A 12,530-nucleotide genomic window follows, 5' to 3' on the forward strand; every position below is an offset into this window, starting at 1 on the left:
GAGAACTTTTGCTGATAAGAAGTGTCAAGAACACATAAAGAACACATGTCTTTGATATACTGGTGTCCTAGAATGACCGAAAGAGGGAAGTCGATTGAAGAAAAGAGTTCTTCTTGTCGAGGATGAAATACGTATTCGTGAAGTGATTGCGGATTATTTTAAACAAAATAATTGGGAAGTCTATGAAGCAGGCAATGGAAAAGATGCACTTATCTGGTTTGATTCGGTGCAGCCTGACCTGATTATACTCGATATTATGATGCCGGAACTGGATGGTTGGGAGGTGTGCCGCCAGGTGCGCAGCCGTTCAGGTGTGCCGATCATTTTGTTGACAGCCAAATCCGGTGATGATGATAAAATATTAGGCTTTGAACTGGGAGCCGATGATTACGTGACCAAACCTTTCAGCCCCAAGGTGCTGATCGCCCGCGCCAACGCGCTGATGAAACGGGTGGAAGGACATGTGCAGCCAGAGTCGCATATCTTGCGGTTCGGTAGTGCCATTCTCAACACGATGGCTCATCGGCTTGAGGTGGATCAGGCAGAAGTCGAGCTGACGCCCAAGGAGTATGAGCTGCTGCGGCTGCTTATACATAATAAAGGCATCGTTATTTCACGGGATGCGATACTGAACCGAGTGTGGGGCATCGACTTTGAAGGAGATACACGAGTTGTCGATACGCATATCAAAAAGCTGAGAAGTAAGCTGGGACGTGAATCACGCCATATCCGCACTATTTTTGGTACTGGCTACAGGTTTGAGGAGGAAGAATGAACAAACGGGGAGTTACCTTTAAGTTGTTCATTATGACGGTTGTGTTTTTCCTGTGTTTTTACGGTATGGTGATTTTAAGTCAATTGTTGTTTTTTGAAAATTTTTATCAGAAACAGAAGATTGGGCGTGTGGAAAGTCGTTTGCATAGCTTCGGTCAAAGTTATGTCCAGGAGGCTTGGGGATCGGGCAGGGTTTCGCGTGAGGCAGCTCGTTTTATGCTTCAGAATAAAAACCAGTTGGCGATTGTAACGCTGGACGGCAAAGTAAAGCTGGATGATGCGTTTCATATCAATGTAAGAAAAGCAGATGGTAAAATCGTTAAAATATCGCTGTCTCTGTTTATGAGTGAGTATGGAGATGAGCTGAGAGCTGCCCGGCTTCAGCCTGGCGATACGGTAACGGTTGAAGGTGAGGGATTGGGAACGGAAGGCATATCCTCCGCCAATTTAATTTATCCAACCGGCATACAGAAGCTTGGCTTCAAAAGTATAGGATCAACTTTGGAAGAGGCAAGCACAGGTGGCAGTGTAAGGTTTTCCGGTACGGTGACAGAGATTGTACTGCCGGATCTGAAAACATGGAGTCAGCGACAAGGTTTACTGTTTAGTGCGCTGGAGGAATGGTTCCCTTTATCACAGTCGCATCTGGAGAAGCTTAAGAATTTCGAAGTGTTGGAGGAAGATTGGACGGAACCTTGGACAGGGGTACGCAATGCAGTTATAGTCCATCCTGTTCGTCAGAGCACAGGCGAGATCGACCTCCTGTTCACTGTGACATCGTTGCAGGAAATCAGTGAGACGAATGAGGCTTTGCGCTGGTTTTATCTGTACTTAGGGATCGGAGGATTTGCACTCATTCTAATTTTGTCTCTGTTCTATTCTCGGATGGTGACCCGCCCGCTCATTGCTTTGAATAATACCGCCAAGCGGATGGCTAAGCTCGATTTTACAGCCCATACACCAATCCGGCAGAATGATGAACTGGGCAGCTTGTCCTACAGCATGTATACCCTGTCCCAGAACCTGGACACCGCTTTGCGCGAGCTTCAGGAGGCCAATCAGCAATTAGTGGAGGATATGGAACAGAAGCAGAGGATGGAGGCTGTGCAACAAGACTTTTTTGCCAACGCTTCTCATGAACTGAAAACTCCGCTGAGTATCATTAAAGGCTTCGCAGAAGGATTACAAGATGGGGTTAGCGCCGGGAAGCAGGATCATTATATGAAAGTCATTGTAGAGGAAGCGGACAAAATGGAGCGATTGGTCAAAGATATGCTGGACCTCGCCAAATTGGAATCGGGTACTCTCAAGCTTCGCAAGATGACCTTTATCTTGAGTGAGCTGGTGGAGGAGGTCGTGGACAAGCTATTCCATTTGTTGAAGGAGAAAAAGCTGGAAGTAGTCATTATCCCCGCCAATGAGATGCCGATCCATGCCGATGTAGGATGGATGGAACAGGTGATTATCAACTTTGTTGTCAATGCCATACGACATGCTGAGGAAGGAAGCTCAATCACGATTCGTATCGAAGGTGATGGGGAAATCAGTTCCTTTTCCATTGAAAATAAAGGTGAGACCATTCCTGATGATCAACTGGAGCAGATATGGGATCGCTTTTACCGGGCTGAGCTGTCCCGAAGCCGCCAGACAGGTGGGACAGGGCTCGGGCTGTCGATCGTCAAACGAATTTTGGATTTGCACGAATTCCACTTTAAGGTGGAGAATACCAAGGACGGCGTCCGTTTTGTTGTTATATTCGGAGGCTAAGCTATGGCAAAGGAGTTAAGAGTATGAAATGGAATTGGTTGCCCTCACTATGCACGATTGCAAACCTGGGGGCAGGGGTCTTATCCCTGTATTTCACGATTCATGAGCAATACATGACCGCCTTTATTCTCGTGGTGGTGGCTGCTTTATGGGATGTATTAGACGGTTTACTGGCAAGGCTGCTGCATTGTTCCAGTGATTTTGGCAAACAGCTCGATTCGCTGGCGGATGTGGTCTCATTTGGGGTTGCCCCTGCTTTCTTGATCTTGTTATACAAGCTGGGAGATACCCATTGGGTAGGACCACTTGTGGCTGTTTTGTTTGTCATATGTGGTGCGGTAAGATTGGCAAGATTCAACCTAATGGCTTTTAGTAAAGGCTTTGTGGGTATGCCGATTACGGCGGCGGGAGTGATTTTGTCCTTTATGTTTTTATGGAGTGAGCATTTGAAGCCGGGGTTGTTGCTTGCGTTAATGGTAGTGCTGTCGTTCCTGATGGTTAGCCGTATTCCCTTCCCGTCCTTCAAAAAATAATCGGTCAGGAGGTGGCGCTCCTATGGAATGGGCCATCAGCATGATTACACAATACGGATATATCGCTATTTTTGCTCTTCTTGCTCTTGGGATTATTGGCCTACCGGTTCCAGATGAAATTATTATGGTGTTTGTCGGCTATTTATCTTCTATTATGGTACTGAATTATTCGGTGTCTATCTTAGTCAGCTTCATCGGTGCAATGACAGGGATGATGATCAGCTACACGCTAGGCAAAAAGCTGGGCCAGCCCTTGGTGGATAAGCACGGCAAGTGGGTTGGATTGACACCGAAGCGATTTGCAAGAGTTAAGGGGTGGTTTGCGCGCTTTGGGTTGTGGACCATTTTGTTTGGTTATTTTATCCCAGGAGTCAGACATGCAACAAGCTATTTGTCAGGGCTTAGTGCGATGCCTGTCCGAAAATATATGCTGGTGGCAAGCGCAGGTTCTCTGATATGGACGCTTATTTTTATCTCCATTGGTTATATTGCAGGGGCGAATATAAACTTTCATTAAGGTGACCCCAAAAGTAATGTAGCATTTTTCACGTATACCACCGATAATATAAATAAAGATGATATTGTACAACCAGTGAGGGGATCTGTATTGAATGCATTAATGAAGTATATTGAGAAGTTACCTGGTTTTCTGCAAATGATCTTAAATATCTCGCTATTTCTGGTCGGGCTGATTTTAAGCTTCTTACTTCTAAAAGAAACATGGTCCATTTTTTCTTATGTTTTTTTGTACACAGAGGCCGACAAAAATTACTATGAATTCACGGAAGAGCTGCTTGTATTTTTCTTGTATTTTGAATTCATAGCATTAATAGTTAAGTACTTTAAAACCAATTTTCATTTTCCATTACGTTATTTCATCTATATTGGGATTACGGCCGTCATCAGGCTCATTATTGTGGACCATGATGATGCTAAAAATACATTCTGGTGGTCCATTGCTATTCTAGTCATGGTAGGTTCTCTATTGATCGCTAACAGTAAATTGTTAAAAAGAGAAAGTTAATGCCGGGAAAGATTGCAAAGGGTGACAGTCAAGTGGGAGAGAGGGAATAAAGACGAATGGTAAGAAACTGGATGAATCATGCGGGCGTCAGGCGGATAGCCGTCCTTGCGATAATCGTTTTGCTGTTGTTTATGTTAAGAAGCATGATGAATATTATGTTGTTAACACTGCTGCTTACGATCTTGATTGGCAGTATATATAACGGAGTGAATAAGCTGGTCAAGCGGTTTGTCAATGTACCGTCAATGGTCGTACTGCTACTGGTGTATGGTCTGCTGATCCTGATTATGGTGTGGGGCGTTTACCGAATGGTGCCGCTAATCATTGTACAGGTCAAGCAGGTGTATCTCATGATTCAGCAAGCGTATATGTATCCTGATCGTAATCAATGGAACGAAACGATTATCGAATTTATGGACACACTGAATGTTCAGCGGCTATTTGAGCCTGGCCTGAGTGCAGTAATGAAGGTCAGTCAATTGGGAACACAGCTTCTGGTGTCAATTATTTTGAGCTTGTTCTTCCTGATGGAAAAATCCTATATTACACGCTTTACAGCTACGTTTGTAGATAGCAAGCTGGGCTGGTTTTTCAAGGAAGTGGGTCATTTTGGCCGTATGTTTCTGGGTACGTTCGGGAAGGTATTGGAGGCTCAACTGCTGATTTCACTTATTAACTGTATATTGACCACGATTGCGCTCTGGATTATGGGCTTCCCTAATCTGCTCGGTCTTGCGCTCATCATTTTCGTACTGGGATTGGTTCCGGTGGCAGGTGTGTTTATCTCACTGGCACCGCTCGGCCTGATCGCTTTCAGTGTCGGTGGCATTCAATATGTAATTTATCTGGTTATATTGATCGTGGTGATTCATGCGATTGAGGCCTATTTCTTAAATCCGAAGCTGATGTCATCCAAAACGAATTTACCGATTTTCTTTACCTTTGTCGTACTTATTTTCTCTGAGCATCTGATTGGAATTTGGGGCTTGATTGTAGGTATTCCGTTGTTTGTTTTCTTCCTTGATCTGATTGGGATAAAACGCAAGCAAGAGAAGGATACTTGATTCAGCAATACAGATTCCGCCCTAGTATAGTGACTATTGATATATCACAAATGCCTGCGAAACCGCAGGCATTTTTTTATTGCCCTTTTGTTCACAGGAAAAATCGCTGACGCTCATCCACTTTTTAATTCTCTTGTTAGCTATAGTACACTGAATATGCAAGATCAGATCAAGTTCGGAGAAATGAGATGATACGGTTGGAACAGAAAATTAAGGTATTGGCTATATCGGGTAGCCTTCGTCAAAAGTCCTCCAATACAGCACTTATGAAGGCTACTATGGGGCTGGCTTCTGAAAATATGATGTTCACAGTCTATGATGGGTTGGAAGATCTCCCGCATTTTAACCCTGACTTGGATGTAGATGAGGGGCCAGCTTCCGTAAGAGGGCTACGGGAACAATTGAAACAAGTGGATGGAGTGCTGATCTGTACACCGGAATATGGAAATGGGGTACCGGGTGCTTTGAAAAATGCCTTGGATTGGCTTGTATCTTCAGGTGAATTTGTAAATAAACCAACAGCGGTCATTAGCGCGTCACCGTCTCCTATGGGCGGCCATCTGGCGCATGCCTCGCTGCTGCTCACATTGCAAATGATCAACGCAGAGATTGTGGAGAATGGAAAGGTCATTATTCCGCATATCACATTAAAGCTGAACTCAGAAGGCATCATTACAAACGCTGAAACTAGACAGGAAATGGAGGCATTACTTCAAGGGCTTGAGCAAGCATGCAGAGGACAGGTATAGGAAAATCCAAAGCAGATCCTTCATCATAGAAGGATCTGCTTATTTGAATGGCCACCTACTACATATTCAACGGCAGGAATTCACCAGTTATCTAATATTAGTTGTGTCCAGCAAACGCTCATAGACCTTTAATCGGGCATACACCGTTTCAAGTATCGGATATGACATATTACGATTAGCCAATGCCAGAAGTGTTCCGCTCATGCTGGCAACAAATATATACTTTTGCCAAATTTCACGCTGAATGTCATGGCTGTGTGTAACCGTGAAACCTGCTAGCACTTTTTCAGCTGTAAGAAAAAATCATTTCGGCCACGACCTTTTTGATACCCGCAGCATTACGGGTAAACGTACCTAAAAGCGATACTCATATCGCTACTTCGGAAGCATAAGCTCTAATAAGACGCCGTCAGACGTTTCTTCTTATTGCAGACCCAAGCATTAATGCGGCGCGAGAGCAAGATAATAGCGCATATCCTTATTCTCACAAGTTATCTTAAGATAAAAAGAACTGGTATCTAATTATAGGGAGATGAGGGAACGGAAATGATTAATGTAACGAAACTACTTACCGGTATGAAGGGAGAAGGCGATGACCTTCGTTATACCATTAAGCCGGGCCACAAACCTCATGGCGTTTCTGCGGGCAGAGGGCCTGTCGTCGTATGGAATTCGACACGGGCTTGCAACTTAACCTGTAAACATTGTTATGCGAATGCCTGTCCTGCCCATGATCCCGATGAAATGTCGACGGAGGAAGCTAAGGTATTTATTGATAATCTGGCCGCCTTCCAGGTGCCGGTACTGCTTTTTTCCGGTGGAGAGCCTCTGATCCGCAAAGATATTTATGAGCTGATTTCTTATGCGTCAAGCAAAGGGCTTCGGCCGGTAGTATCGACCAATGGCACATTGATTACCATGGACAGAGCGAAGATGCTAAAAGAAGCAGGGGTTAAATATGTCGGTGTAAGCCTGGATGGGCTGGAAGAGCGCCATGATGAATTTCGCGGGCGAAAAGGAGCCTTTAAGCAGGCGCTTCAGGGTATCCGAAACTGCTTGGTCATCGGCCAGAAGGTAGGGGTCCGGTTCACGATCAGCAGACATACATATGAAGACTTGGATGGTGTCCTTGATTTGATCGAGCGGGAAAATATTCCTCGGGCCTGCTTCTACCATCTCGTCTATTCCGGCCGCGGGAGCGCCCTGCAGCAAGAGGATGTTACCCATGAACAATCCCGGCATGCTCTTGACCGGATTATGGCTAAAACGGTGGACCTGCATGGCAAAGGCAAACCGGTGGAATTGCTCACCGTTGATAACCATGCGGATGGCGTTTACTTATACCAGCGGATGATGGAGCGCGACCCGGAGCGCGCAGCTGAACTGCTTGGCTTGCTTCAGAGAAACGGCGGCAACCGTTCCGGAATAGCCATCGGCTGCGTGGATTGGCACGGCAACGTCTATCCCGATCAGTTCACGAGAGATATCGAAATCGGTAATATCCGCAAGCAGAAATTCAGCGAGATTTGGCGTGATGCCGCTCATCCGCTAATGGTCGGCCTGCGCGACCGTAAACCGCTGCTAAAGGGACGCTGCAGAGAATGCAATTGGCTGGATATCTGTAACGGGAATTTCCGGGCCCGGGCTTCGGTAAGCGGTGATTTCTGGGCGGAGGACCCATCCTGTTATTTAAGTGACCGTGAAATTGGAATCGTATAACACTGGAAAGGAAGGCTGAATACGCATGCTCGTTTCCTGGAATGTGACCAAGAAATGCAATTTATACTGCGAACACTGCTATCGCGACTCGGGGCCGACATCGTCTGTAGAAGACCAGCTAACCACGGAGGAAGGCATCCGGCTCATTGATCAGATCAAGCAGGCTGGATTCAAGCTTCTCATATTCAGCGGCGGCGAGCCCTTGATCCGTGAAGATCTCTGCGAATTGATCGCGTATGCCTCGTCTATCGGCCTTCGTCCCGCACTTGGCAGCAACGGCACGCTTCTGACCGCCGCCAAAGCTGCGGAGCTGAAAAAAGCAGGGCTGGGGGGCATTGCGATCAGCATAGACAGCGCCACGCCTGAGTATCACAACCGGTTCAGGAATGCGCCAGAAGGCTGGCAGCAAGCATTGGAGGGCATTCGTTATGCCCGGGAAGCCGGGCTGAGAGTGCAGATTAACATGACGCTGACCGAGGGAAATATGGATGACTTCGTGCAGGTTGCCCAGCTTGCCGAGGAGCTTCATGTGTCCTCTCTGCACCCATTCTTTCTCGTCCCGACCGGACGGGCCGTCCATATCGAAGAAGACGGGCTGAAGCGGGAACGGTATTACTCGGTTCTGCGCAGTGTTCTGTCCAAACAGAAGTCAACATCCCTTGAAATCAAACCGACATGCGCTCCCCAGTTCATGCCGCTTGCCAAGAGCATGGGGCTGGAAATGCGGTACACGCGCGGTTGTCTGGCCGGGGTCTCCTATTGTTCTGTGCTGCCGAATGGCGAGGTGCATATTTGTCCGTACCTGCCGGTCAAGGTGGGGAATGTTCGCGAGCAGCCTTTTGATGAAATATGGCGGGATAATCCGGTGTTTCGGGATTTAAGGGACTTCAAGAAATATGAAGGAGAATGCGGCTCCTGCCCCGATGTGGGCATTTGTGGCGGCTGCCGGGCGAGATCGTACTATTACAGCGGCGGCAATTTCATGGCCGAAGAGCCGTGGTGTTACAAAAGATCGGCGGCGCTGTAAGCTGGGGAGGTGGGAATAGTGGACCTGGATTCGAACGACCGGAAGCTGCTGAATCGGCTGCAAATCGGGCTTCCTCTGGTCAGACGCCCTTGGAATGCCATTGCGGAGGAACTGGAATTACGCCAGGAAGATGTGCTTCAAAGGCTTGAAAGGCTGAAGAAAGAGGGATTTATCCGGCGGATCGGCGGGGTGTTTAATCCGGCGGGACTGGGATTTAGAGGCTGTTTGTATGCGATGGCAGTCAGGGAGGAGCTTTTTTACCAGACCGCTGCTGTCGTCAACAGGTATAGAGGCGTAACCCATAACTACCGCCGGCGCAGCAGGCTCAATATGTGGTTCACGCTGACTTCCCGGACCGAGGAAGAACGGGGGGCTATTCTTGAAACGATCCGTGAAGCGGCGGGAGGGCCGCTGCTATATGAGTTTCCCTCCGAGCAATTATTCAAACTAAAGGTCTTTCTGAATATGGAAGAAACGGCTGATGCATCAGCCATTACACCCAGCCCGAACTTGAATGGAGTCGCAACCTCCAAACAGGAACCATGCAAAATAGAAATAACGGATGTGCAGCTGATCCGCGAACTGCAGGGAGATCTTCCGTTGTCAACTGAACCGTATACCGAGATTGCCAATAAGACAGGTTGCAGCTTGGAAGAGGTGTTTCTGCGCTTGCAGGCACTGCAGGCAGGAGGAGCACTCAAACGAATCGGAGCCGTTCTAAAGCATAGGGAAGCGGGATTTTCAGCAAATGGCCTGTTCATCTGCGTACTTCCTGAGGAGCATATACCTGAGGCAGGAAAAAGGCTGGCCGATTATTCGGAAGTCAGCCACTGCTACAAGCGCCGGACGCACCCCGATTGGCCGTATAATTTATACGCCATGATTCATGGACCCGATGAAGCGTCTGTTCGGAAAGTTGCGGAGCAATTTGTTCGGCGGGAAGACATCAAGGATTACGATATTCTGTTCAGCACGGAAGAATTGAAGAAAACGAGCTTTTCGATCTAAAGCGCTTCTTATATTCACACGGATGCCGTCTCTTCAAGGACAGCGTCCGTTTTTCGTGTTGACAGGTTAACGCTCTTTGACTATATTGAGTTTATTCGTAATGCTTACAATTTTACATAGATCGGAAGTACCGAGCGTGCAGTCTGAAAGCATCGGCAAAGGCCCCGCTAATCTTAATGAACTGACCCCTAGATCCTGTGCAATTTGTGGCAGTAATCCAGCAGGCAGGCTTTCTGTAAGAATGCAGATGAATCCCGCCATGGCTAAAGCCAGCAACCCGACCCACGGGAGACGTTTGGAAGACGACACATTTGCACCGCCTTTTCTTATAAGAGCAGTGTTTGAGTTCACGAAAAAAATCTCCTTTATTTATTTTTTGCCGCTTAAAAAAGCTTTCGCTTCCGTATAAGCTTATATAAATAAAACACTTTTTTACATGGATGATTAAAGGGGGATGAAGTGAATTAAGAGGAAAATAGGCGCTACCTTATTGCGCCTAACAGTAGTCATTATTATTTTTCGCGAACCAGTTATCCTGTCCCATATAGAGCCAATCCGAACAGTGTGTGCGACGGTATCCGTAGTGGTTCACCTTTAGCACAGTTCCCCTAAATGTAGCACGGACTTAGTGTATATGTAGCGTATGAAGGTGATATAATAGGGCGCAAATAGGTAGGTTCGTAGAACAAATAACTCGGAACAGAGGAGAGAAGGCTGGTGTTTGAGCAAATTGTAGCATATGGTTTGAGCCAAAAAGAGGCCGTTAAGAATTACCCGTTTGGTGCTGATCCCCTGGTACTCAAAGTAGGGGGCAAGATGTTTGCTCTCCTGACTGAAAAGGATGGTATTAGCCATGTATCCTTGAAATGTGATCCAGTCATTGCGGTAAATTTGCGTGAACAAAACAAGGCGATTAAGCCAGGCTATCATTTAAATAAAAAGCATTGGAATACGATTGAGGTTGATGCTACCTTCCCACTGGAGGATTTGTACAGCATGATCGACCATTCGTATGAGCTGGTCTTCAAGAGCTTAACCAAAGCGCAACGTGAAGCGATTACGATGAGAATACGGGCAACGGATCTGTAAAGGGCTGAGTGAAGCCCTTTTTTTGTATCCAAAAATACTTATAGTTTTACTTGACAGAAATCACAAATAGATATATTCTTAATTTAAAGATAATTCATTTGAAAATAATATCAAGGAGTGGAACTTAACATGAGCGAACTGGTGAATATTATTCAAGAGAGAAGATCAGCTTCTAAATTTATTCCTGATGTTACTATAGATGCAAAAGAACTAGAAGAAATATTTCAGTTGGTGAAGTTTGCTCCATCGGCTTTTAATTTACAGCATGCGCGTTATATCGTAGTGCAGGATGCGGATACCAAACAAAGACTGCATGATGAGGCAAGTAAGCAGTATAAAATATTAACGGCTTCGGCGACCATTGTAGTGTTGGGGGATACAGAAGCTTATACCAAGGTAGCTGACCTCAACGAAGGATTCCTGAATTTAGGTGTCCTGAGCAAGCAGGAATATGATAGTACAGTGGAATCGGTAACTCAGTTTTATCGCGAGCGGGGACCTGTCTTCCAGAGAGAAGAAGCGATCCGTAATGCCAGCCTGTCGGCTATGCAATTTATGCTGATTGCCAAGGACAAAGGCTGGGATACTTGCCCGATGATCGGTTTTGATCCGGCGAAGGTGCAGGAAGTATTGAATATTCCAGAGCAATTTGTACCCGTGATGATGATTACCTTGGGTAAAGAGGACGAATCGGGTCAGCGGGCACGGGGATACCGCAAGCCGGTTGGACAATTTGTCAGCTACAATGGATTTTGAAATTTGTAAATCATTTGTGTAAATAAATCAACATGTTAATGAAGGAGTGATAAAGATGTCATTGAAAACCGCTGGAATTCACCATATCACGTCCTTTGCAGGCGACCCGCAGGGCAACGTTGATTTTTACGCAGGCGTACTTGGTCTGCGATTGATTAAAAAGACGATCAACTTTGATGCTCCAGAAGTATACCATTTGTACTTTGGTAATGAAGAGGGCAGCCCGGGAACAATCATTACTTTTTTTCCAGCTCCGGGTACACGCAAGGGTAAGATTGGAGGCGGACAGGTTGGGATTACGACGTATGTCGTGCCATCCGGTGCTTTGGAATACTGGGAAAACCGTCTGCACAGCTTGAAGGTATCTTTCACGAAGGCTAATCGTTTTGGCGAGTCATTCATCCAGTTCCGAGACAACGAGGGCTTACATCTGGAGTTGGTGGAGCGGGAAGGTGGCCCGTTGAACAAGTGGACAGCCGGGGGTGTGCCTACGGATAAAGCGATCAAGGGCTTTGGCGGGGCGGTACTGTACAGTGCGGATTCCAAACATACGCAAGGGGTGTTGGAGAACGTCCTGGGGATGACTCTCATCGGAGAAGACGCAAATGCAGGCTACATCCGCTATCAGACGACAGGTGATCTGGGCAACCTGATCGATATTCCGGTCAAAGATGTCCCGTGGGGGAATGGCGGTGCCGGTACGGTTCACCATATTGCCTGGCGCGCGCAGGATGATACGGAGCATCAAGCGTGGAACGAATGGGTTCACCAGCAGGGTTTTGGGACTAGTGGCATTGTAGATCGCCAATACTTCAATGCCGTATACTTCCGCGAGCAAGGCGGTATTCTATTCGAGATCGCAACCGATCCGCCCGGATTTACGGTGGATGAGGAATTGAATGAGTTGGGGCACAAGCTGATGCTGCCTGAATGGTATGAGCCTCAGCGCACCCAGATTGAGTCTAACCTGGTTCCCATTGAACCTAGAGTATTAAAACAGGATTAATCTGCTCGATCCAA

13 protein-coding genes and 1 pseudogene are annotated in these 12,530 nt (G+C 46.7%); 13 read left to right on the forward strand and 1 reads right to left on the reverse strand.

Translation table 11 applies throughout. The features are described from left to right. Positions 1–94: 94 nt before the first annotated feature. The 10 genes from MKX46_RS18885 to ahbB all read left to right on the forward strand — a co-directional run bounded on the left by MKX46_RS18885 (position 95) and on the right by ahbB (position 9,665). Positions 95–775 (forward strand): response regulator transcription factor, encoded by a 681-nt coding sequence (locus MKX46_RS18885; protein WP_029515868.1) that lies wholly within the window; start codon positions 95–97, stop codon positions 773–775. Continuing rightward, complete coding sequence (locus MKX46_RS18890; RefSeq protein WP_165148282.1) at positions 772–2,541, forward strand: sensor histidine kinase; 1,770 nt, start codon at positions 772–774, stop codon at positions 2,539–2,541. The genes MKX46_RS18885 and MKX46_RS18890 overlap by 4 nt, the downstream gene beginning before the upstream one ends. A 23-nt stretch (positions 2,542–2,564) precedes the next feature. Beyond that, complete coding sequence (gene pssA, locus MKX46_RS18895; RefSeq protein WP_029515866.1) at positions 2,565–3,074, forward strand: CDP-diacylglycerol--serine O-phosphatidyltransferase; 510 nt, start codon at positions 2,565–2,567, stop codon at positions 3,072–3,074. Between the two features lie 22 nt (positions 3,075–3,096). Next, positions 3,097–3,591, forward strand: a complete 495-nt coding sequence (locus MKX46_RS18900; RefSeq protein WP_029515865.1) for a DedA family protein — start codon at positions 3,097–3,099, stop codon at positions 3,589–3,591. Between the two features lie 90 nt (positions 3,592–3,681). Next, the gene (psiE, locus tag MKX46_RS18905; protein WP_029515864.1) at positions 3,682–4,098 is read left to right on the forward strand and encodes a phosphate-starvation-inducible protein PsiE; all 417 of its coding nucleotides are present in this window, start codon (positions 3,682–3,684) and stop codon (positions 4,096–4,098) included. 56 nt (positions 4,099–4,154) lie between these two features. After that, positions 4,155–5,162: an AI-2E family transporter gene (locus tag MKX46_RS18910; protein WP_029515863.1), complete on the forward strand. Its 1,008-nt coding sequence runs from the start codon at positions 4,155–4,157 to the stop codon at positions 5,160–5,162. A 188-nt stretch (positions 5,163–5,350) separates the two neighbouring features. Then, on the forward strand, positions 5,351–5,911 hold the full coding sequence (locus tag MKX46_RS18915; protein ID WP_029515862.1) for an NADPH-dependent FMN reductase: 561 nt from the start codon (positions 5,351–5,353) through the stop codon (positions 5,909–5,911). Positions 5,912–6,457: 546 nt separating this feature from the next. Beyond that, positions 6,458–7,630: a radical SAM/SPASM domain-containing protein gene (locus MKX46_RS18920; protein WP_029515861.1), complete on the forward strand. Its 1,173-nt coding sequence runs from the start codon at positions 6,458–6,460 to the stop codon at positions 7,628–7,630. Between the two features lie 25 nt (positions 7,631–7,655). Further along, a complete protein-coding gene (locus MKX46_RS18925) occupies positions 7,656–8,657 on the forward strand; it encodes a radical SAM/SPASM domain-containing protein (protein ID WP_029515860.1) in 1,002 nt (333 codons plus the stop codon). Between the two features lie 18 nt (positions 8,658–8,675). Next, on the forward strand, positions 8,676–9,665 hold the full coding sequence (gene ahbB, locus MKX46_RS18930; RefSeq protein WP_029515859.1) for a siroheme decarboxylase subunit beta: 990 nt from the start codon (positions 8,676–8,678) through the stop codon (positions 9,663–9,665). A gap of 147 nt (positions 9,666–9,812) precedes the next feature. Here ahbB and MKX46_RS18935 read toward each other — a convergent pair. Then, a pseudogene (locus tag MKX46_RS18935) lies at positions 9,813–10,016 on the reverse strand (MFS transporter); the annotation flags it as partial. 366 nt (positions 10,017–10,382) lie between these two features. On the opposite strand from MKX46_RS18935, the gene MKX46_RS18940 reads away from it, so the two are divergent. The 3 genes from MKX46_RS18940 to MKX46_RS18950 all read left to right on the forward strand — a co-directional run bounded on the left by MKX46_RS18940 (position 10,383) and on the right by MKX46_RS18950 (position 12,516). Next, positions 10,383–10,754 (forward strand): MmcQ/YjbR family DNA-binding protein, encoded by a 372-nt coding sequence (locus MKX46_RS18940; RefSeq protein ID WP_341071627.1) that lies wholly within the window; start codon positions 10,383–10,385, stop codon positions 10,752–10,754. Positions 10,755–10,883: 129 nt separating this feature from the next. After that, complete coding sequence (locus MKX46_RS18945) at positions 10,884–11,510, forward strand: nitroreductase family protein (protein ID WP_029515856.1); 627 nt, start codon at positions 10,884–10,886, stop codon at positions 11,508–11,510. A gap of 55 nt (positions 11,511–11,565) precedes the next feature. Next, entirely contained in the window at positions 11,566–12,516 is a 951-nt protein-coding gene (locus tag MKX46_RS18950; RefSeq protein ID WP_029515855.1) for a ring-cleaving dioxygenase, read from the forward strand. Positions 12,517–12,530 lie beyond the last annotated feature (14 nt).

The organism is Paenibacillus sp. FSL P4-0113 (assembly GCF_038009305.1).
Classification (GTDB): domain Bacteria; phylum Bacillota; class Bacilli; order Paenibacillales; family Paenibacillaceae; genus Paenibacillus; species Paenibacillus polymyxa_D.